Origin of the sequence: uncultured Umboniibacter sp., from assembly GCF_947497555.1 — a bacterium.
In the GTDB taxonomy this organism is placed as follows: Bacteria; Pseudomonadota; Gammaproteobacteria; order Pseudomonadales; family DSM-25080; genus Umboniibacter.
In genome coordinates, this window is record NZ_CANMGY010000007.1 from 26,876 (window position 1) to 48,775 (window position 21,900).

A 21,900-nucleotide genomic window follows, 5' to 3' on the forward strand; every position below is an offset into this window, starting at 1 on the left:
TTAATCTTCCACTATTAATCTTCTAGTCGGTACGCGCTAATCGTCTTAATACGCTGCGTATCGATTACCTGGGCTTCCAGTATGTAATGGCCAACCCGAATGGCAACCGGGGCCTCTGGAATTTGCTCAAGCGTCTCAACAATAAGCCCGTTCATAGTCTTTGGACCATCAATAGGCAATTCCCAATCCAATGCTTTGTTTACATCCCTAACGAGTGCTGTCGCATCAATGGAAAAGTTGTTGTCCGCGATCACAACGATATCGTCGTCATCCTTAGTATCAGTAGTAAAGCGGCCAACGATCTCCTCAAGAAGATCCTCAAGTGTGACTAGGCCCTGAACATCACCATATTCATCCACCACCAGACCAATGCGACGCTGTTGTTTCTGAAAGTTAACCAACATGGTTGAAAGTGGAGTACTTTCCGGCACGAAGTAGGCGTCGTGGGCGGCCGCAATAAGTTGGTCCTTTTCAATGGAATCGCTGCTTTTGAATAGGTTTAAAGCGTTTCGAAGGTGAAGAATACCAACGACGTCATTGATATCACCATTTACGATTGGGATGCGAGTGTACTCGCTCTGTGAAATTTGTCGCTCGATCTCAGCAAAGCTATCATTGGCATCAATAGTCTGGACTTCATTTCGGGGCACCATAATATCTTCGACTGTCATCTTATCGAGATCGAGGATGTTTAGCAGCATTCCCTTGTAAGTAGGAGAAATTTGTTTACCGCCTTCTTCGACTACCGTTTTCAATTCATCAGTACTGAGGATATGACGCTGGCCATCGGATGTCTTTAAACCTAGGATGCGAAGTAGTAACTTCGAGGCGTGGTTTACTAGCCAAACTAAGGGTGAGAAAATGACAAGCAGCGGAGTAAGAACACTGGATGCGGGAATAGCGATCAATTCTGGTCGGTGAGCGGCCAAGGTTTTCGGTGTCACCTCCGCGAAAATAAGAATAATAATCGTTAAGGCTCCGGTTGCGATAAGTACACCCGCATCACCAAACCAGCGCATAGCCAAGACGGTTGCAATGGCAGACGCGCCAATATTAACCAGATTATTCCCTATCAGAATAATGCCAATCAGCTTCTCGGGCTTTTCAAGTAAGCGGCTTGCTCGCTTTGCGCCTTTGTTACCGCTATTTACACGGTGCTTTAGCTTGTAGGGATTGAGTGCCATCATTCCGGTTTCGGAACCCGAAAAAAAGGCCGAAGTAAGGATTAGCATTGCAAGGGTCGCCAGCAGAAAGCTGTCCGATAACTCGTTCAAGTAGTTGGTCCAGTGTCTAAAACGCCTAATTTAGTCGTATTTCGCTCAATTGTCACGCCATATTTAAGGTGCTACAGCGTATCGAGTGTGACTTTGGATGTTGCCCGCTAAAAGATAAGGTGTGGTGTTTAGGAGCGCTTGATAGCGCAGAACATTGTCGACGTAGGTTGCGCACTCACGGCCTCGAGCATAACCGCGCTCTGTCGTGGGATAAATACTTGGGTCTTCAAGCTTGATGACAAATGGCTTTACGTGATCCCAACTATCGGGGTTAAAGCCAGCAGTTTGCGCAAGAATCCGCGCATCTTCAACATGCGAGCGTCCCATATTATAACTCGCTAGCGAAAAGGCTATGCGATCGGCGTGTGGGATACGTTCAGGGAGATTGTCATAGAGCTTACGGAGATACTTTGCACCACCGTGAATAGAAGCGGTAGCATTGGTTCTATCTTCTACACCCAGTTCCGCCGCCGTAGTTTGCGTCAACATCATAAACCCTTTAACCCCTGTAGGGCTGGTCGCGTCCGCCGACCAATGGGACTCTTGAAACCCCACCGCTGCTAAGAGGGTTGTTGGCAGGTCTACCGTTTCGGCAGCCTCCGCAATGGTATCGTAGAATGTTGGTAAACGAGAGCGCATTAAGAATCGAAATGAGCGGGCGTCCGCAAGAGAAAATTCGGTGATCCTGGGTAACTCCGCCGCCATCATGTTATCAAGTGCTAAATAATTTAGATGATCTTGAAAGAATTCTTCAATCATCGCAGATAGCGTCGGGTTTCGGTGGCTAGTTAACCACGAGTGGCCGGCGGTCAATCCATCTATTTTGTGCGCCTGGAGATCGGGATACAGCATTGAAACCTGCTGGAAGGAATGTAGGTCAATGACGGCTGCTTCGATCTCTCCTGTGCTAACGGCGTCAACCAATGCTGGCATTGTGGCGTGGCTGTCTATCCTGATTTGAGTAAGAAACTGCTGGCGAGCAATGTGCTCAGAATAACCGTTGTCAATAACTACGATTTCGTTCGGCAAGCCATTTTGGGCTAAAGAAGAACGGTTTGAAGTATTCATCGGATCAACATTAGTGACGAGTACCGGGGAGACTGAGCGGTATTTTGGTCCAGCTATGAAGGTTGTCGTATCGATCCAATGATCGCTGACGCCCGCGGCAATCACGTCGATATCACCGTTTTGCAACGCTATCTTCAGTTCGTCGAGACTCGGATACGCCACAAGTTCGATAGGGCGATTGGCAAACTGCGAGAACTGACTAGCTAAAAAGAACTCAATTCCACGAAACTCATTATGGTCGGCGTACCAGGTAGTTCGCTTATTAATACTGCCAATAACAATCGCGTCGCTGACTTGCTCGTGGTCGTTGTTGATGGAACTCAGTAACGGTGAGACTACTGGTGAGCGCAGCGGAGAGTTTAGGCTAGTAGCCCGCTCGATAGCTGCCGAATTGTCGGTCCAAAAATAGGCAACGGCCAAAATGCTTACAACTTTTAATAGAAACTTGAAGTTCATAGTGTGCGTCAGGTCTCGTATAGTGTGAGAAGTTGATCACTCAATGGTAGCTGTAATTTTTTTCTTTACCATAGTTAGTTTCAGCTACCGTAATAGATTCGAAGTAAGCGGCTCATTCGCTCATCATTACCTAATACGCTCTGTTCGGTTGATTTGGCTCAAGGGTCAAAGGTTGTGAATAATGTGAAAATTACGCTCGAACTATCAGATCTGCTGCCATGCAGTACAATGAGTTAACTTTTTATCTACAGAGATCATTTTCGCGATGTTATTAGCTGCTCAGTCCTGCTTATCACACTTTAGAAATCAGCAAATTCTTTCTCGTTTACAGCAAGTAGACTCGGACGTAGCGTCTGTCTCTGCTCATTTCGTCCTACTTCTTGAAGGAAATAATCTAGCGGCAAGTCAAACGACAATTGATCGGCTGCTTCAGGTAACCGGCGGGCAGGTTGAAGGTGCTTTGATCGTGCCACGAATTGGCACTATTTCACCGTGGTCGTCGAAAGCGACGGATATTCTTCGCAATTGCGGGGTATTAGGATTGGCTAGAGTTGAGCGTGGCGAAGCATGGCAGTTCTTCGATGCAGCGGGAGCGGTGATTGAACCTACTGCAGCCCTTTTAGCTGAAGTCTTTGATCCAATGACTTCGGAGGTTCTGCCCTCCCTAAGCGACTATTCAAAAGTGTTTTCCCATGCTGAACCTAAGCCATTTACGCGAGTGACACTGGGTACGGATGGCGCAGCTGCTCTGGCGCAGGCGAATCGCGAGTTAGGTTTAGCGCTAGGTGAAGATGAGATTGAGTACTTATTAACCAAATATAGCGAGCTCGGCCGAGATCCAGTAGATACCGAACTTATGATGTTTGCACAGGCAAACTCTGAGCACTGTCGCCACAAGATATTTAATGCAAGCTGGACGATCGATGGCGTAGATCAACCGTTATCACTTTTTGCCATGATTCGTAATACCTACAAAGTATCGGGTGATAATGTGTTGTCAGCCTATAGTGACAATGCCTCGGTAACGAGAGGGCCTGTGGTTGATCGCCTGTGGGTATCACCTGATAGCAATGAGTATGGTTACAGTAATGAGTCAGTGCACATGCTAATGAAGGTTGAGACGCATAATCATCCAACAGCTATTGCACCGCACCCTGGAGCGGGTACAGGTTCAGGTGGTGAAATTCGAGATGAAGGAGCGGTGGGTCGTGGCTCAAAGCCAAAGGTTGGCTTAACGGGCTTTTCTGTCAGTAATCTGCGTATTCCTGGATTCAACCAACCTTGGGAAGTCGATTTTGGTAAGCCAGAGCGAATCTGCTCGGCTTTCGAAATTATGCAGGAAGGCCCTATTGGCGGTGCGGCGTTTAACAACGAGTTTGGTCGCCCGAATATTAATGGCTATTTCCGCACCTACGAACAGCGTTTAAATACGGATTTGGATAGCGAAGTTCGCGGCTATCACAAACCCATCATGATTGCGGGTGGCTACGGTAATGTTCGTGACGAACATGTTCTTTCGGAGTCCGGTAAGGCCGGCATGAAGTTGGTGGTTATCGGTGGCCCAGCTATGGAAATTGGCCTAGGCGGTGGTGCTGCGTCGAGTGTCAACTCCGGGGCACAAAGTGAGGCGCTTGATTTTGCTTCCGTGCAACGTCAGAACCCAGAGATGGAACGTCGTGCTCAGGAAGTTATCGATCGTTGCTGTGCGTTAGGCGAAGCGAACCCCATTGCCCTCATCCACGATGTTGGCGCGGGCGGTCTATCTAACGCATTCCCAGAGTTAGTCGATGATCTAGGTGTTGGCGGTGACTTTGAGTTACGTAAAGTACCCTCGGATGAACGTGGGATGACACCTTTGGCGGTATGGTGTAACGAGTCGCAGGAGCGTTATGTGATGGCGATTCATCCTGAGCGAATGGCACGTTTTGAAGCGATATGTGAGCGTGAACGTTGCCCGTACAGTGCAGTGGGTACCGCTATCGAGGAGCGGCATCTAACGGTGACGGACTCACACTTCAATGAATCTCCGGTAGACCTTCCGCTAGATGTACTGCTCGGTAAAACGCCTAAGTTGCACCGCGATGTTAATACTCAACAGGTCACTACGCCGGCGCTTGATTTTAGCAACGTGGCATTAGATGAGGCGATCAAACGAGTTCTCAGCCTGCCAACAGTCGCCAGTAAGTCATTCCTCATTACCATTGGCGATCGCTCAATTACCGGTCAGGTTGTCCGCGACCAAATGGTGGGACCTTGGCAGGTTCCCGTCGCGGATTACGGCATGACAACCGTAGGCTATAACACCTTTGCGGGTGAAGCCATGGCGATGGGTGAACGTGCGCCGGTAGCGCTAATTAGCGGCGCTGCCGCAGCGCGTTTAAGTATTACCGAAGTTATTACTAATTTGGCGGGGACCGCGATTGAACGGTTGTCGGATATTAAGCTCTCAGCCAACTGGATGTGTGCCGCAGGCCACAACCGCGAAGATCAAGCGCTCTTCGAGGCGGTAAAGACGGTAGGTATGGAGTTCTGTCCTGAGTTGGGTCTCACTGTTCCGGTTGGTAAAGACTCTTTATCAATGCGTACCCAATGGAAAGACGGCGATGAGGATAAGGCGGTTGTAGCGCCGTTATCGCTAGTCGTCTCCGGCTTCACACCCGTCGAGGATGTTCGTTCTGCCGTGACGCCGCAATTGCAAGCGGCTGATTCAACCCTGCTATTACTCGATCTCGGACGAGGTAAAGATCGCCTAGCGGCTTCTGCGTTGGCACAGGTCTTTAATCAGGTGGGCGATATCGTCCCCGATGTCGCAAGTACTGACGTGAAAGCCTTATTTAATAGTGTCCAAGCGCTGTTAAAAGCTGGCTTACTTCGCAGTTATCATGACCGATCTGACGGTGGTGTATTGACGACCCTTGCAGAAATGGCCTTTGCTGGCCGCTTAGGTTGGTCCGTAAACATCGACGCTGATGACTTGCTGGCGGGATTGTTTAGTGAGGAGGCGGGTGCGGTATTGGAAGTAGCCACTGCGGACCTTCCTAAAGTGTTAGCACTGATAGAGCAGGCTGACGCTACCGACTTGCTGGTGGTGTTGGGTACAACGCGCGCAGATGATCAGCTTGAGTTGTGTCATCAGGGAGATGTCGTAACTAAAGTCTCACTGTACGAATGGCAAACCATTTGGGCCGAGACCTCCTATCGGATGCAGGCGCTTCGTGATAACCCGGAGTGCGCTACGACCGAGTTTGAAGCGCTTAAGCATCCATCTCGTGGGATTCGTGCTGAACTAAGTTTCGATCTTTCGGAGCTTGCAGCACCAGCAGTGATTGGAACGAATAAGCCCAAAGTCGCAATTCTACGTGAACAGGGTGTGAATGGTCAGAATGAAATGGCAGCGGCGTTTGACCGAGCAGGGTTCCAAGCTGTGGATGTGCATATGTCTGATATTCTCTCCGGGCGTTTGAGCTTGGCTGACATGTCGGGGCTGGCCGCGTGTGGTGGTTTCTCGTACGGAGATGTATTAGGAGCGGGGCGTGGTTGGGCAAGCACTATTTTGAATAATCCGCGAGCCTATGATGAGTTCAGTGCATTCTTCCAAAATCAGCAAACCTTCTCGCTGGGTGTCTGTAACGGTTGTCAGATGATGGCGCAGTTACAGGAATTGATTCCGGGGTCCGCACACTGGCCTACCTTCCATCGTAACGCGAGTGAACAGTTTGAGGCACGAGTAGCCATGGTTGAAGTGATGGACTCGCCAAGTGTGCTGTTGAACGGTATGGCCGGGTCTCGTATCCCAGTTGCCGTTGCTCACGGTGAGGGACAGGCTAAATTTGCATCGCCAGTAGCGTTGCAGAATGTTACTCGAAGTCTTCAGTATATTGACGATAATGACGCGGCGACACAGCAGTACCCACTAAACCCTAATGGCTCGCCTGAGGGGGTGACGGGGGTCACATCATTGGACGGTCGTGCAACAATTATGATGCCGCATCCGGAACGTGTATTCCGCACCATCACTAACTCTCATAAACCTGCTGGCTGGGAGGAAAATGGCGCGTGGATGAAGATGTTCTTAAATGCGCGTAAGTTCGTGGGTTAGCGTTGTTCGCCATTTACTTTAGAGTGAATGGCTGCCTTCCAACGGCGATATTTGTTGGAGTAAAAAAAAAGCCGCGCAACGAATGTTGAGCGGCTTTTTTATTAGAGCGAAGTGCTCTACAACTGGCGATTAAGCAAAGTTTGCGCTAGCAAATTCCCAGTTGATCAATGACCAGAACGCTGCCAGGTAGTTAGGGCGAACATTGCGGAAGTCAATGTAGTAGGCGTGTTCCCAAAGATCGACAGTGAACAACGGCTTAGCGTCGCCAGTAATCGGCGTTGCTGCGTTACTCGTGTTGACGATCTCAAGTGAACCATCAGTGTTCTTGACCAACCAAGTCCAAGATGAACCGAAGTTGTTAACAGCCATATCGTTGAAAGCGACTTTGAAGTCTTCGAAAGAACCCCATTTAGCGCTGATAGCATCAGCAAGGGCGCCAGTAGGCTCGCCGCCGCCATTTGGGCTCATGCTGTTCCAGTAGAAAGTATGATTCCAAATTTGTGCAGCGTTGTTGAATACGCCCGCAGAAGAGCTTTTAACAATAGTTTCAAGGTCTTTGCCCGCGAAATCGGTGCCATCGATGAGGCCATTTAGCTTAGTGACGTAAGTTGCATGGTGCTTGCCATAGTGAAACTCAAGGGTTTCCTTTGAGATATGTGGCTCAAGCGCATCCATTGCGTACGGTAATTCTGGAAGTACATGTGACATGTGGCGACTCCTTGCAGTATTTATTGAATAAAATGTTTCCGCGATTGTAGAACAAAGTGAAGCAAAATGGCACTGGCCGCGCGTCAATCTAGTGGTTTTCTACGGTATCTACTAGGGTAATTTCCCGGATTGCTGGTTTGGGTTAATGAATTTCCACAAGAGTGTGTGCAATCGCTTGGTTCGCAGGCGTTAAAGAGGGTAAAATTGCCGTACATTAAGACGATGTCGTTACAGGGTGATAATAACAATGTCAAATCGCAATATTGATGAACCAATAGTGGTTCCGAGTATGAAATTAGATAAAGATGATATTCGTTCGGGGCAAGCTAAGCCCCAGCGTTCCGCCATTAAACGTCCCGCGTCGAGTAGCACACAAGCGCCGACCTCGAAACCGGCAACCGTTGGCAGCGTTTCAATGGCTAAGTTTGCCGTAATCTCCATAGTGCCTGCGATAATCATTGCCGCAGTTTCAAGTTATTTTTTCTACCAACAGTCTTTGCAGAATAAAGCGCTTCAAGCTCAGATAGCGGAACTATCATTGGGTATGCAAAGCTTAACGGTTGAGACCACGGCGTTTAACGAGGAGGCGGAGGAAGCTCATCAGTTCGCTACTTCCGAGATACGCAAGCTTTGGGGGGTTGCCTATGATCGTAACCGTACTGCTATTGCATCAAACACAACGGCCATTGTCCGACTTGAGACGTCACTCGCGTCTACTTCGTCTCAGGTTCAGCAAGCGGCACGCAGTGCAGGTGAGAGTGGTTCAGCCGTGGAGCGTCTTCAATCCGAGTTGGCTAGCAAGGACGTTTTGGTTAATGAAGCTAACCAGCGAGCACTCTTATTAGGTGAAGTTATTCAAGAACAGCAAACTAGTATGCAGCAATTATCGGATCGTATTGCAGACTTAGAGCGCCAGAATGCGCTAGCAAACACTGAATTGAGCCGTCGTATTGAACAAACCGAAGCATTAGCAACGGGGTTTGATGCCTACCGTCAAACGGTAAATAGACAACTGAATGAACTTCGCAATCAAATTCCAGTGGGCCAATAAGCTACACTTTGTATTGATTTAGTGAATAGTCGAGTTACTTAAGGAGTAAGCAGTGACGATTATCCGTCAAGACGATTTTATCGAGAGCATCGAAAGCGCATTACAGTACATTTCCTATTATCATCCTAAGGATTTCATTGATGCGGTCAATGAAGCCTACGAGAGAGAAGAGTCAAAGGCTGCAAAGGATGCCATGGCCCAGATTCTGATTAACTCGCGGATGTGTGCCATGGGGCGTCGCCCCATCTGTCAGGATACAGGTATTGTGAACGTTTTCGTCCGTGTCGGAATGAAGGTTCAGTGGGATGCTGAAATGACTGTTACCGATATGGTCAATGAAGGCGTTCGTAGAGCCTACGCACATCCCGATAACGTGTTGCGTGCTTCAGTGCTAGCTGATCCTGACGGCGCTCGCAAGAATACCGGGGATAACACTCCGGCCGTTGTTCACTATGAGATCGTCGCAGGCGATAAGGTTGAGATCGATGTTGCTGCGAAAGGCGGTGGCTCCGAAGCCAAGACCAAATTCGCGATGCTTAATCCGTCGGATTCGGTTGTAGATTGGGTGTTGGATATGGTTCCTCGAATGGGAGCAGGTTGGTGCCCGCCGGGGATGCTTGGAATTGGTATCGGCGGTACTGCTGAGAAGGCCATGATGCTGGCAAAAGAATCTTTGATGGGGAGTATCGATATTCATGAACTCCAGGAAAAGGGCGCCTCAACACGTGCCGAAGAACTTCGCCTTGAGCTGTTTGATAAGGTCAATAAACTGGGAATTGGTGCACAGGGATTGGGCGGGCTGACTACGGTTTTGGATGTCAAAGTTAGCGATTATCCAACTCATGCAGCGAACAAAGCAGTAGCCATCATTCCTAACTGTGCGGCAACGCGTCATACCCACTTCACGCTTGATGGCAGCGGTCCGGCTGAGCTTAAAGCGCCAAAACTGGAAGACTGGCCGGAGATTTCTTGGGAGCTAGGTGAATCGGTTCGACGGGTGAATCTTGATACGGTTAAACCTGAAGATTTACTAACGTGGGAGCCGGGTGAGACGGTCTTACTCTCAGGTAAACTTCTGACAGGCCGTGATGCGGCTCATAAGAAGATGGTAGATATGCTCGCGCGCGGAGAGGAACTCCCAGTGGATATGCGTGGCCGTTTCATTTATTACGTGGGACCCGTAGATCCAGTCCGCGACGAGGTAGTTGGCCCAGCGGGACCCACTACGGCTACGCGGATGGATAAATTCACCGACACGATGCTTGAAGAGACCGGACTGATAGGCATGGTTGGTAAAGCGGAACGTGGTCCCGTTGCTATCGAGACAATTAAGCGTCACAAAGCGGTGTATCTAATGGCGGTTGGTGGGTCGGCCTATTTGGTCTCACAGGCTGTTAAGAAATCAACAGTAGTTGGTTTTCCTGAACTCGGTATGGAAGCTATTTACGAGTTCGAAGTTGAGGACATGCCAGTGACCGTTGCCGTAGACGTTAATGGTGAATCGGTGCACGAAACTGGGCCAAAAATTTGGGCAGAAAAAATTAATCAGACCGCGCTCAATAATAAATAATGAGGAACACAAGTAGTTACACTTGTAACTACTGGACATGAGAGATGTCTTCGGTGCAAACTATAGACACTTTTGTAGGAGAATGAATTATGTCATTAGCAGAACAACAGTGCGAAGCCTGTCGAGCAGACGCTCCACAAGTTAGCGATGAAGAGTTAGCTTCGCTTATCGGCGAGATTCCAGAATGGACCCCAGAGGTTCGTGACGGAGTCATGCAGCTCGAACGGGTGTATAAATTTCGCAACTTCAAGCAGGCCTTAGCATTTACTAATCGAGTAGGTGAGATTGCAGAGGAAGTAGGACATCACCCAGCTTTATTGACTGAATGGGGAAAAGTCACGGTGACCTGGTGGAGTCATGAAATGGGTGGTCTTCACCGAAATGATTTCATCATGGCTGCGCGAACTGATGCAGTATTATCCGAAGGTTAGATCGATACGCTGACTAAAGTACTGAAGATTTGAGGCCAGTTCATTAAGAATTTGAACTGGCTTCTTCTGTTTCAGACATTGGAGATCTTCTGCGATCAGCGACCTCTTCTCGTAGAATTGTAGTCTCTTTCGGGGCATCAATCCCAATGCGTATTTGGTTGCCCTTAACACTAAGCACAGTGATTTTAACGTCGTCACCAATGATGAAGGATTCGCCACAGCGGCGACTAATGATTAGCATAGTAATTCCGATTTATTATTAAGTGATCAAGGCCTGATGGCCTGCTCTACGAGCTCGTGCAGTTAATCAAATATTACGGATGAACGCAATGATTAGTCGATAAACGGTAATACTTTTTGCGAAACTAGAGAAACAGTAGCGGTTTGTCCAATCTTTAAATTCTCAGGGCTGTTAACCCGCAAGCTAGAAACGCCCAACTTCTTCAACTCGATTTCATATTGAAAACCAGGTGCTAGATAGATTTTGCTTTTAATCTTCGCTGCAGTGAACTCGTTCGTGTTTTCGATCTCAGCAGATAGGTTTAGCGAGTCAGGGCGCACAAAATAACGTCCTGCTGGGTGAGACTCAGTGCACAGCTTCATTAACTCAGCTTCAGTAAACCAGTAGCCAAGCGAAAAGAATTCAGCACAAGCCTCGGTGGCGGGTAGCATAAATATGTTTTCAGGGCTGTCTACTTGAGCTAAGGACCCCTGATGTAAGAAGGCTACTCTATCTGCTAAAGCAAAAGCTTCTCTATGGTTATGAGTAACGAAAATTGCGGTCATGTGCCGAGCTTTGATCAGCTGTTGAAGTTCGCTCAGCAGACTGTGTTTAAGTGACTCATCAAGGCTTGCGAAGGGCTCGTCAAAGAGTAAAACACGAGGTTTTGCAGCAATGCTACGCGCAATAGCAACGCGCTGCTGCTGACCGCCACTAAGCTCATGGGGGAATCGTTCGAGTAGATCTTGGATTTGTAACTGCTGTGCCAAGCTTTCGATTTCTCGAGGAGAGCTAACGCCGCTAAAGTCAATATTATGGAAGACATTCAAATGGGGGAATAGCGCATGGTCCTGAAAAATCAAACCTACCTTTCTTACTTCAGGCCGCACGTTCACCTGCTTATCTAGGACTATCTGATTATCAATCGACACTGAGCCAGAATCGATTTCACAAAGCCCGGCGATGACTCGCAAAAGCGTGCTCTTGCCACTCCCGCTTGAGCCGACAAGCGCGAGAATCTCGCCTGAATCAATAGTCAGATTTATTTGCTCTAAAACCTTCAGAGATTCGTAGCGCTTGGTTATGCTGTTTAGTTCAATCATTCTCTCAGTCTAAAGCTTGTCCAATAGCTACTGCAAGTTCCGTAGCTTCTTCGTGAGTCATGATCAATGGGGGAAGTAAGCGGATTCGTTCAGCGTTGATGACATTGACGAGGATACCTTGGTCGAGCATACGCTGAGCAAGATTCTCAATACCGTCGCTCAACTGGAGGCCAAGCATTAAACCTAAGCCATCAATTCGTTCTAGCCGCGAGCCGAGATACTTAGCTAACTGAGCTTGAAAGTGCCTCGACAACTCTGTTACGCCTTCTAAGAACCCAGGCTCACTCAAAACACTGTAAACGCTTTCGATGGCGGCACAAGCCATAGGGTTGCCTCCGTAGGTGGAGCCGTGCGTTCCAGGGGTGAATAAACCGGTAGCCTTACCGCCTAATAGTGTGGCGCCAGCGGGAAAACCATTAGCCAGTCCTTTGGCCGTCGTCACAACATCGGGTTGTATGCCGCTGTGTTGGAAGGCAAAGTATTTCCCTGTTCGACCATTACCCGATTGCACTTCATCTACCATCAATAGCAAATTGTGCTTGGCACAAAGCGCTGCCAATTCGGGAATGAATGTATTGGGTGGGCAAATTACGCCAGCTTCCCCCTGAATAGGCTCCAGTAAAATAGCGTCGTACTCATCGGCGGATACTAATGCCGCGCGAACCGCGTTGATGTCGCCGAATGATAAGTGCTCGATATTGGCGAGGAGCGGGTAGAAGGGTGCTCGGATAGCCTCCTTGGCGGTAGCTGATAATGCACCCAAGGAGCGACCGTGGAATGCGCCGCTAAAACAAATGATTCGACCAGCGCTGCCGCGCTTGTTCATTCCGTGAATACGTGCCAGCTTAATAGCGGCCTCGTTGGCTTCCGTACCGGAGTTACAAAAGAAGACCTCTTCCATATTGGCGGCATTACAGAGCATTTCCGCCGCGCGGTTTTGTGCTTCGCTTGCATAGAGATTGGAGATATGGTCAAGCGTTTGCATTTGCTTGTAAATCGCATCATTAACTTGGGGATTGCAATGGCCTAAGTTAGCGACACCGATCCCACAGAGCGCATCAAACCATCGTTTCCCCTCAGCATCGGTTAAGCGGATGCCATCAGCACTCACGAACTTTAGGCTCGGGCGACCATAGGAATTCGCGACAGCGGCCGATTGGATGATAGGAGAATTCTCTGTGGTTATCACTTAGTTGCCTCTTTGTTGGTACACACTGGGATAAAAACGGGCTAAAATAGCTCATCGCATTTTAACTGGACGTTGTAACAATGGATATATTAGATACCATCAAAGATCAGATTAGCACCAATAACATTCTTTTATACATGAAGGGCTCGCCAACGGCTCCTCAGTGTGGTTTTTCTGCAAGAACTGTTCAAAATGTCATGGCGTGCGGGCAGCGTTTCGCCTATGTTGATATTTTATCGCATCCAGAAATTCGTCAGACTTTGCCTGGTTTTGCTAATTGGCCGACTTTCCCTCAACTTTGGGTAAACGGCGAACTCGTTGGCGGTTGCGACATCGTTGCTGAAATGGCGGACAGCGGTGAATTAAAAACTTTGTTGGACACAGCAACGGCAGAGTAGTTAACACCGGTGATTGGTTGATAGTTATTTGCTATAGCTGATCATAGTTTTATTTTAATATCGCTATGGTATTTTCTGAGAGAGAATAGCTCTCAAGTTATCAAGCAACTCAAAGTGAGTTGTATCATTTTTCCAATGGAGGCTTTTTCATGGCAGTTTTAGTAGGTAAGCAAGCACCAGATTTCACCGTACCAGCGGTACTTGGCAACGGCGAAATCGTAGATTCTTTTACACTTTCTGAAGCAATCAAAGGTAAGTACGGTCTAGTATTTTTCTACCCATTAGACTTCACTTTCGTATGCCCTTCAGAGCTAATCGCGCTTGATCACCGTATGGATCAGTTCACTGCGAAAGGCGTAGAAGTTGTTGGTGTATCAATCGATTCACACTTCACTCACAATGCATGGCGTAACACCCCAATCGATCAGGGTGGTATTGGTCAGGTTCGCTATACACTAGCCGCAGACATGACTCACCAGATTGCGAAAGACTACGACGTAGAGTCTGAAGGCGGCATGGCATTCCGCGGCGCGTTCCTAATCGACAAGCACGGCGTCGTTCGTTCGCAGATTATTAATGACCTTCCGCTTGGTCGTAACATGGATGAGCTTATCCGCCTTGTTGACGCTTTAGCATTCCACGAAGAGCACGGTGAAGTTTGCCCAGCGGGTTGGACTGAAGGTGATGAAGGTATGGATGCGTCGCCAACAGGTGTAGCGGCATTCCTAGCGGGTAATTCTGACAAACTATAAAGTTCTGTCTGAATCAACGCAAAAAGGCCTCGCTCATGCGAGGCCTTTTTGCGTTAAGCGTTACCAGTAGGCTATGATTGGCAAAAATATCAATGAGTAAAGTATGAAACGCGTAGAGTTATCTCGAATTAACCTCAACCAGCTCGTTGCACTTCAGGTGTTACTGACAACCTGCTCAGTTAGCCAAGCGGCTAAACAGCTGTTCGTTACCCAGTCGGCCATGTCTAAAACCTTGGCCAACCTCCGTGAACTCTTTGACGATACTTTGTTAATGCGCGTTGGTACCAAGATGCAGCTTACGCCACTCGCCGCAAACCTATCTAAGGAACTGCCCCAACTATTGCAGTCTATTGAAGATTTTGTTGATCTAAGATCTTTTGATCCCAGTACTGCAGATCTCGAATTGCGCCTTGCGGTACTGTCGTATTTAGGTCAACAGCTTATGCCTGAATTTCTCGCGCGATTACAACGTGCAGCGCCAGGTATTCGCGTCATTTCGGAAGGTGTTACGGATAATAGTTGGCGGCGAATGGATCAGGGCGAGTTGGATATGATTATCGCTTTTCCTCCGCGAATTGGCGCACGTCCCACTGCTGGGGAAGCACTTGGTCCGGTGCCGTTCGCTACGTTGGTAAAGAAGGGGCACCCGCTAACGACTTCTGAAATTACGATGGATAACTTTTTGAGCTATCCGCATGTTAGATATCTCGTGCCTGCGATGACTCGCTATACGGGAGGTCTTGTTGACGAGTGGCTTGCGGCACAGAATCTCCGCCGCAAAGTGGTTTACGATACCCCGGACGTAGGCTCGATCGTTGAGATTATCCGTCGGACTGATTGCGTTTATTCCGGCGTGGATTTAATGCAGTTACCCGGTTCAAACCTGAATGACATTGTTAATGTTGGCATGCCACCAGGCTTAGTGGTGCCAGAGCTTAAGTTTTGGTTGTATATGGCGCCAGATAGACGTTATAGCGCCGAGATGCAGTGGTTGAGTGACTTTTTGAAAGCAACCTATGCGGATATGATTGCAGCAGAGGTCTAAGCCTCCGCTGTGCTTACTTCGTCAATGGTTGGTAGTGGCCAGCCACCTAGTTCATGCCAGCGGTTAACAATTCGGCAAAATAGTTCGGCTGTCTTTTCGGTGTCATAGAGGGCACTGTGCGCAAGTTTGCCATCAAACTCCATTCCCGATAATTTGCACGCCTTTGCCAGTACCGTATGGCCGTAGGCTAAGCCAGCTAAGGTTGCCGTATCCATACAAGAGAACGGGTGTAGCGGTGAACGCTTGATGTTATTGCGTGAAATGGCTTGGTTAATAAACCCTAGGTCAAAGTGAGCGTTGTGGGCGACTAGCACCGCGCGGTTACATCCCTTTGCTTTAACATCTTGGCGAATTATCTCAAAGGCTGCTTTAAATGCCTCAATTTCCCGGATCGCTTCACGGTTTGGGTCGGTGACATCAATCCCCGTAAATTCCAGTGCCTTAGGGTCAAGTCGGCCGCCGGCGAACGGCTTAATATGATACTCGTAGGATTTATCACGGACTAACTGTCCGTCTTCCATCTTAAGCGTGACTAACGCCATTTCTAAAATAGCGTCGGTGGAGGCCTCAAAGCCCCCAGTTTCAAGATCCATGACCACCGGGAGAAATCCGCGAAATCGGTCTGCGATGGCCATTTAGCTGACGCTCCATTCAATTTCTTCGTTCGCCATGAGTGGCACCAACTCACTGTCCCCGAAATGGAGTGACGCTGGAGCAGTCCAGGACCTCTTCGTTAAGGTAATCGTGTCGCTGTTTCGCGGCATACCGTAATAATCGGGCCCAAAGTGACTAGCGAAAGCTTCGAGCTTGTCCAGCGCGCCTTCACGCTCAAACGCCATAGCGTAGAGTTCAATCGCTGCAAAGCTGGTATATGATCCTGCACAGCCACAGGCAGCTTCCTTGGCGCCCTTTGCGTGCGGAGCGCTATCCGTTCCCAAGAAGAATTTTGGGTTGCCACTCGTGGCTGCGCGGAGCAAAGCTCTCTGGTGGGTGTTACGCTTAAGGATGGGTAGGCAATAGAGGTGCGGTCGAATACCTCCGGCTAGCATGTCATTACGGTTATAGAGTAGGTGATGTGCTGTGATGGTTGCCGCTAAGTTATCCGGCCCCTGTTCTACAAAGTTTACCGACTCTTCAGTAGTGATATGTTCAAGCACTACCTTAAGTGTTGGGAAGGTAGCAACAATATCGGCTAAGTAGGTTTTTAGAAACTCGCTTTCTCTATCAAAGATATCGATATCAGCATGGGTGACTTCGCCATGGACCAATAGGCGAAGGCCTTGCTTGGCCATTTCTTCGAATACCGGATACATGGCCTTAATGTCAGTCACGCCGGAGTCTGAATTGGTGGTGGCGCCGGCGGGATAGAGCTTGGCCGCAACGACTACGCCGCTATCCTTGGCATCAATAATATCCTGTACCGTGGTCGCGTTGGTTAAATAAAGCACCATCAGCGGCTTAAAATGATTGTGAGCTGGTGTAGCGTCAATAATACGCGCAAAGTAAGCTTGTGCCTGTTCAGCATTTACCACCGGAGGAGTTAAATTTGGCATTACGATAGCACGTGCCATATATCGCGCACTGTCCGGAACAGTTAGTGCCAAAGCCTCGTGATCACGAAAATGAAGGTGCCAATCATCCGGGCGGGTAATAGTAAGTTCCATTCGAGCAAGCTCCGTAGTTTGTTTGGCAGTATTTTAGCGTATTGCCATGAAGATGTTCATTATTAATTCCACGCATCAAAAAATGCTCAGATGCCGACTTGCAACTTATGGTTATAGTAACCTCAGCTATTTTTCATTCGCTTTATTTCAATCTTGACGCTAAATTGTCCAGATTACTCGTCAATTTTATTTAGGTATGAATATGTCAGAGAAGCAAAAGATCGTTTTAGCATACTCCGGTGGTTTAGACACCTCTGTGATTGTTAAATGGCTCCAGGAAACCTATGACTATGAAGTGGTAACGTTTACTGCCGATATCGGTCAGGGTGAAGAGGTTGAGCCCGCACGTGCAAAAGCTGAGGCTCTAGGTGTGAAGGAAATCTTCATTGAAGATTTACGTGAAGAGTTTGCCAAAGACTATGTTTTCCCGATGTTTCGAGCTAATGCAATTTATGAGGGCGAATACCTTTTAGGTACGTCTATTGCACGACCGTTGATTGCTAAGCGTATGGTTGAAATTGCCGCAAAGGTTGGCGCAGGGGCGATTTCTCATGGCGCGACGGGCAAAGGCAACGATCAAGTAAGGTTTGAACTCGGGGCGTATGCGTTGATGCCAGGCCTCAAGGTGGTTGCTCCATGGCGTGAATGGGATTTGAACTCTCGCGAACTACTGATGGAGTATTGCGCGGAACACAATATTCCAGTTGAGATGAAGCGCGGTAAAAAGTCTCCCTACTCAATGGATGCTAACCTTCTGCATATATCCTATGAAGGTGGTAATTTAGAAGATCCTTGGTGGGAGCCTGAAGAAGATATCTGGCGTTGGAGCGTTGCACCAGAAAATGCGCCGAATGAAGCAACCTACGTGACACTGAGCTATGAAAAAGGTGATGTCATTGCGATTGACGGGGAAGCGTGTTCCGCAGCGACCGTGATGGAGCGTTTGAATGAACTCGGCGGAGCCAACGGTATTGGCCGCCTTGATATCGTTGAAAACCGCTACGTAGGGATGAAGTCACGAGGGTGTTATGAAACACCGGCGGGGACCATCATGCTCAAAGCGCACCGAGCAATTGAATCGTTAACATTAGATCGCGAAGCGGCCCACCTAAAGGATGAGTTGATGCCACGCTATGCGAAGCTCATCTACAACGGTTACTGGTGGTCGCCAGAGCGCGAAGCACTTCAGGCAGCCATCGATTCAACTCAGCAGTATGTGAATGGTGATGTTCGTTTGAAGCTTTATAAAGGTACTGTTGCCGTAGTGGGGCGTCGCAGCGAGCAGTCACTGTTTGATGAGAAAATAGCGACGTTTGAAGCGGACGAAGGGGCCTATGATCAAAAGGACGCTGAAGGGTTTATTAAACTGAATGCATTGCGCTTAAAGATTAGCGCTGCAAAGGGCCGATCGAACAGTTAATTTTGTTGATTTTTTAATCATTGGAAGCCCAGCCATGCTGGGCTTTTTCGTTTCTTTGGTTGCTAGATAAATTTTTTTACTTCGTGTCACTAAAGGCATTTTTTTTGCATGCTATTTATGGCATTATGGATTTGAATTAAACCATATAAATATTGTGGTTATTTAGTGGAGGCTAAATTCGATTTATCTTCTACTATTTAAGATGGAAATTACGGAAAACCTCTAGGGTTTTTCAACTAATCAAAATGTTACTGAGATCGGATAAATTTTATGAGTACTTCTCAAGCAACATCGAACCTCGCGGTAGACTACAGCTTTAAGATTGTACGCTACTTCTCCATCATGACGGTGGTCTGGGGTATCGTTGGGATGGCAGTAGGGGTGTTGATTGCAGCACAGCTGTATTGGCCTGAATTAAACGCTGGACCTTATTTCCACTTTGGTCGTCTTCGTCCACTTCATACCAATGCGGTGATTTTTGCATTTGGTGGTTGTGCGTTGATGGCAACGTCTTTGTATGTTGTTCAACGAACTAGCCAAGTTAAGTTGTTTGCTGAGAAGTTGGCGTGGTTTGTATTTTGGGGTTGGCAGCTGGTTATCATCGCTGCCGCGATTACATTACCCATGGGCTTCACATCATCGAAAGAGTATGCAGAGCTTGAGTGGCCAATCGATATTCTCATCGCGATTGTTTGGGTTGCTTATGCCATCGTCTTCTTTGGCACGATTGTAAAGCGAAAAGTCACGCATATTTATGTGGCCAACTGGTTCTTCGGTGGCTTCATTTTAACTGTTGCTGTCCTACATATCGTGAATAACCTTGAATTGCCGGTCTCGCTCTTCAAATCCTATTCCATTTATAGCGGCGCAACCGACGCGATGATTCAGTGGTGGTACGGTCATAACGCAGTAGGCTTCTTCCTGACTGCTGGCTTCCTAGGGATTATGTATTACTTCGTTCCGAAGCAGGCAGAGCGTCCAGTATTCTCCTATCGTCTGTCCGTTGTGCACTTTTGGGCGTTAGTTGGTATTTATATTTGGGCGGGTCCACACCATCTTCACTACACAGCGCTTCCAGATTGGGCTCAGTCGCTTGGGATGGTGATGTCGCTAATTCTACTTGCGCCTAGCTGGGGCGGTATGATTAACGGTGTGATGACACTGTCCGGTGCCTGGCACAAGCTTCGTACGGATCCAACCCTTCGCTTCCTAGTGGTATCGCTGTCATTCTACGGTATGTCAACGTTCGAAGGCCCGATGATGGCCATTAAAACGGTTAACGCACTATCTCATTACACGGACTGGACAATCGGCCATGTTCACTCGGGTGCACTCGGTTGGGTAGCCATGGTTTCAATTGGTGCGCTTTATCACCTGATTCCGCGCCTTTACAGTCGTACTGAGATGTATTCGGTTGCTTTGATTAACAGCCACTTCTGGTTAGCAACTATCGGTACGGTGCTCTACATTGCTTCAATGTGGGTGAACGGTATTACACAAGGCCTGATGTGGCGTGCGTTTAACGACGACGGCACATTGACCTATAGCTTTGTTGATTCGGTTGTAGCAAGTGGTCCGGGTTACTTTGTTCGCTTCGTTGGCGGCGCACTGTTCCTAACCGGTATGTTAATCATGCTCTACAACGTTTATCGAACCGCTAAGATTGGTACACCTGCTGATAATGGTCGACCCGTTCTTCAGTCGGCAGCAGCGTAAGGATTTAGAGAAATGAATCATTCAGTTATCGAAAAAAATATCGGGCTGATGGTAGTTCTTGTTACTGTCATGATCAGCTTCGGTGGCTTGGTGCAAATCGTGCCATTGTTCTTCCAAGAAGAAACAACAACGCCCGTTGAGGGGTTAAAGCCCTGGACTGCACTTCAGCTTGAAGGGCGTGATATCTACATCCGCGAGGGTTGTAATACCTGTCACTCCCAGATGATTCGTCCGCTGCGTGGCGAAGTGGAGCGTTACGGCCACTACAGTGTAGCCGGCGAGCACGTTTATGAATTCCCATTTCTTTGGGGATCTAAGCGTACTGGACCGGATTTGGCTCGAGTAGGTGCTAAGTACTCAGATGAATGGCATCGCGCGCATTTATACAACCCGCGTGATGTAGTTCCTGAGTCAAATATGCCTGCATTCCCGTGGTTGTTCGAGAATGTGCTTACGGGTGAATTGACGCCGAAGAAATTAGCAGCAATGCGTACGCTAGGCGTGCCCTATACAGATGAGCAGATTGCTTCAGCTCAAGAGGATGTTGCTGGCAAGACGGAAATTGACGCCTTAGTTGCCTATTTGCAGGGTCTTGGACTTTCAATTACCGAGAGGCGTTAAATTATGTCTACGGGTACTTTAGAGGCAATTGGCACCGTTTTGGCTTTCCTCGCTATGATCCTCATCTTTGCATGGGCATTTAGCAAGAATCGCAAACGTGACTTTGACGAGGCGGCGAACCTACCGTTCGCCGATGAGTTACCAGAGAATGAAGAAGGGAAGAAATGATGGATAGTTTTTGGAGTTGGTGGATCATTATTCTGACGAGTGTCTTCTTGGTCATCCAAGCTTGGATCTTATTCGCCAATCGCAAGACCCCACGGATTAATCAAGATCCTGATGACCCGACTACTGGGCATGAGTTTGACGGCATTTACGAACTTGAAAACGAGATGCCACGCTGGTGGTTTGGCCTGTTCGTTGCCACATTTATCTTCGGTATTGCCTATCTCATTGTTTACCCCGGAATGGGTAATTACAAAGGTGTATTTGGGTGGACGCAGGTTGGCCAGCTCGAAGAGCGTCAACAGGCGGCCGACGAGCGTTATGGTGCAGTGTTAGCGGAATACATGCAGTATTCAGTTGAAGAGTTAGTTGATAATGAGCGTGCTCAACAAACCGGTAGTCGCTTATTTGCCAATAACTGTTCTGTTTGTCACGGTTCAGATGCAAGAGGTAACTTCGGCTTCCCAAATCTTACGGATAATGACTGGTTATACGGCGGTGAGCCGGATGATATCGTCGCTACACTTAACTACGGTCGCGTTGCAGCGATGCCGGCTTGGAGCGCGGCGCTAGGTGAAGACGGTATTGATGAAGTGACTCAGTACCTTCTCGCCTTTACAGATCGCTCGACGAACGACGCTGCAGTAGCGGCGGGTGAGCAGAAGTTTGGAATGTTCTGTGCCGCATGTCATAACGCTGATGCAAAGGGTAATCAGATGTTAGGTGCACCGAATCTAACTGATGATATCTGGTTGTACGGTGGTTCAGAGGGTATGATTAAGCATACGCTCCGTAGCGGGCGTAACGGTGTAATGCCTAAGTTTGGCCATAGTCTTAGTGAGGAGCAAATCCACCTTCTTGCTGCCTACGTTTACGGGCTATCTAACGACTAGCTAGCGCTTCGTTGGCTCTGTGCAAAAGCGGTGGCCAAGGCTACCGCTTTTTATTGT

Annotated in this window: 20 protein-coding genes; 12 read left to right on the forward strand and 8 right to left on the reverse strand. The window is 48.3% G+C overall.

The features are described from left to right. Positions 1-14 precede the first annotated feature (14 nt). Positions 15-1,274: an HlyC/CorC family transporter gene (locus tag Q0698_RS09135; protein ID WP_298635993.1), complete on the reverse strand. Its 1,260-nt coding sequence runs from the start codon at positions 1,272-1,274 to the stop codon at positions 15-17. A 63-nt stretch (positions 1,275-1,337) separates the two neighbouring features. Then, the gene (locus Q0698_RS09140) at positions 1,338-2,798 is read right to left on the reverse strand and encodes a transglycosylase SLT domain-containing protein (protein ID WP_298635995.1); all 1,461 of its coding nucleotides are present in this window, start codon (positions 2,796-2,798) and stop codon (positions 1,338-1,340) included. Between the two features lie 265 nt (positions 2,799-3,063). Here Q0698_RS09140 and purL point away from each other — a divergent pair, with 265 nt between their 5' ends. Next, positions 3,064-6,897 (forward strand): phosphoribosylformylglycinamidine synthase, encoded by a 3,834-nt coding sequence (gene purL, locus Q0698_RS09145; RefSeq protein ID WP_298635997.1) that lies wholly within the window; start codon positions 3,064-3,066, stop codon positions 6,895-6,897. A 129-nt stretch (positions 6,898-7,026) separates the two neighbouring features. Here purL and Q0698_RS09150 read toward each other — a convergent pair whose 3' ends face one another. Then, a complete protein-coding gene (locus Q0698_RS09150; protein ID WP_298636000.1) occupies positions 7,027-7,605 on the reverse strand; it encodes a Fe-Mn family superoxide dismutase in 579 nt (192 codons plus the stop codon). Positions 7,606-7,894: 289 nt separating this feature from the next. Here Q0698_RS09150 and Q0698_RS09155 point away from each other — a divergent pair, with 289 nt between their 5' ends. The 3 genes from Q0698_RS09155 to Q0698_RS09165 all read left to right on the forward strand — a co-directional run bounded on the left by Q0698_RS09155 (position 7,895) and on the right by Q0698_RS09165 (position 10,657). Continuing rightward, on the forward strand, positions 7,895-8,656 hold the full coding sequence (locus Q0698_RS09155) for a hypothetical protein (protein ID WP_298636003.1): 762 nt from the start codon (positions 7,895-7,897) through the stop codon (positions 8,654-8,656). Positions 8,657-8,708: 52 nt separating this feature from the next. Beyond that, a complete protein-coding gene (locus tag Q0698_RS09160) occupies positions 8,709-10,226 on the forward strand; it encodes a fumarate hydratase (RefSeq protein ID WP_298636005.1) in 1,518 nt (505 codons plus the stop codon). An 86-nt stretch (positions 10,227-10,312) separates the two neighbouring features. Beyond that, complete coding sequence (locus Q0698_RS09165; protein WP_298636277.1) at positions 10,313-10,657, forward strand: 4a-hydroxytetrahydrobiopterin dehydratase; 345 nt, start codon at positions 10,313-10,315, stop codon at positions 10,655-10,657. 43 nt (positions 10,658-10,700) lie between these two features. Here Q0698_RS09165 and csrA read toward each other — a convergent pair whose 3' ends face one another. From csrA to Q0698_RS09180, 3 genes are all read right to left on the reverse strand, one after another. Beyond that, positions 10,701-10,898 carry a carbon storage regulator CsrA gene (gene csrA, locus Q0698_RS09170; protein WP_298636006.1) on the reverse strand — a complete coding sequence of 66 codons (198 nt, stop codon included), beginning with the start codon at positions 10,896-10,898 and terminating at the stop codon, positions 10,701-10,703. A gap of 92 nt (positions 10,899-10,990) precedes the next feature. Then, on the reverse strand, positions 10,991-11,980 hold the full coding sequence (locus Q0698_RS09175; protein WP_298636009.1) for an ABC transporter ATP-binding protein: 990 nt from the start codon (positions 11,978-11,980) through the stop codon (positions 10,991-10,993). A gap of 4 nt (positions 11,981-11,984) precedes the next feature. After that, entirely contained in the window at positions 11,985-13,169 is a 1,185-nt protein-coding gene (locus Q0698_RS09180) for an acetylornithine/succinylornithine family transaminase (RefSeq protein WP_298636011.1), read from the reverse strand. Positions 13,170-13,249: 80 nt separating this feature from the next. Here Q0698_RS09180 and grxD point away from each other — a divergent pair, with 80 nt between their 5' ends. The 3 genes from grxD (at position 13,250) to Q0698_RS09195 (ending at position 15,364) form a co-directional block, all read left to right on the forward strand. After that, positions 13,250-13,567, forward strand: coding sequence for a Grx4 family monothiol glutaredoxin (gene grxD, locus Q0698_RS09185; protein ID WP_298636013.1), 318 nt, complete (start codon positions 13,250-13,252; stop codon positions 13,565-13,567). 149 nt (positions 13,568-13,716) lie between these two features. Further along, the gene (locus Q0698_RS09190; RefSeq protein ID WP_298636015.1) at positions 13,717-14,319 is read left to right on the forward strand and encodes a peroxiredoxin; all 603 of its coding nucleotides are present in this window, start codon (positions 13,717-13,719) and stop codon (positions 14,317-14,319) included. A 103-nt stretch (positions 14,320-14,422) separates the two neighbouring features. Continuing rightward, complete coding sequence (locus Q0698_RS09195; RefSeq protein WP_298636019.1) at positions 14,423-15,364, forward strand: LysR family transcriptional regulator; 942 nt, start codon at positions 14,423-14,425, stop codon at positions 15,362-15,364. Here the strand turns inward: Q0698_RS09195 and rnt are convergent. Next, positions 15,361-15,999 (reverse strand): ribonuclease T, encoded by a 639-nt coding sequence (gene rnt / locus Q0698_RS09200; RefSeq protein WP_298636023.1) that lies wholly within the window; start codon positions 15,997-15,999, stop codon positions 15,361-15,363. The genes Q0698_RS09195 and rnt overlap by 4 nt on opposite strands. Then, positions 16,000-17,028 (reverse strand): dihydroorotase, encoded by a 1,029-nt coding sequence (pyrC, locus tag Q0698_RS09205; protein WP_298636025.1) that lies wholly within the window; start codon positions 17,026-17,028, stop codon positions 16,000-16,002. It lies immediately after the preceding gene. 202 nt (positions 17,029-17,230) lie between these two features. Here pyrC and Q0698_RS09210 point away from each other — a divergent pair, with 202 nt between their 5' ends. The 5 genes from Q0698_RS09210 to ccoP all read left to right on the forward strand — a co-directional run bounded on the left by Q0698_RS09210 (position 17,231) and on the right by ccoP (position 21,843). Further along, complete coding sequence (locus Q0698_RS09210) at positions 17,231-18,448, forward strand: argininosuccinate synthase (protein WP_298636028.1); 1,218 nt, start codon at positions 17,231-17,233, stop codon at positions 18,446-18,448. A 270-nt stretch (positions 18,449-18,718) separates the two neighbouring features. After that, positions 18,719-20,164 carry a cytochrome-c oxidase, cbb3-type subunit I gene (gene ccoN, locus Q0698_RS09215; protein ID WP_298636030.1) on the forward strand — a complete coding sequence of 482 codons (1,446 nt, stop codon included), beginning with the start codon at positions 18,719-18,721 and terminating at the stop codon, positions 20,162-20,164. 12 nt (positions 20,165-20,176) lie between these two features. Next, on the forward strand, positions 20,177-20,785 hold the full coding sequence (gene ccoO / locus Q0698_RS09220; RefSeq protein ID WP_121876546.1) for a cytochrome-c oxidase, cbb3-type subunit II: 609 nt from the start codon (positions 20,177-20,179) through the stop codon (positions 20,783-20,785). Between the two features lie 3 nt (positions 20,786-20,788). Then, positions 20,789-20,953 (forward strand): cbb3-type cytochrome c oxidase subunit 3, encoded by a 165-nt coding sequence (locus Q0698_RS09225; RefSeq protein WP_298636034.1) that lies wholly within the window; start codon positions 20,789-20,791, stop codon positions 20,951-20,953. Continuing rightward, positions 20,950-21,843, forward strand: a complete 894-nt coding sequence (ccoP, locus tag Q0698_RS09230; protein WP_366140318.1) for a cytochrome-c oxidase, cbb3-type subunit III — start codon at positions 20,950-20,952, stop codon at positions 21,841-21,843. The genes Q0698_RS09225 and ccoP overlap by 4 nt, the downstream gene beginning before the upstream one ends. Positions 21,844-21,900: the final 57 nt, after the last annotated feature.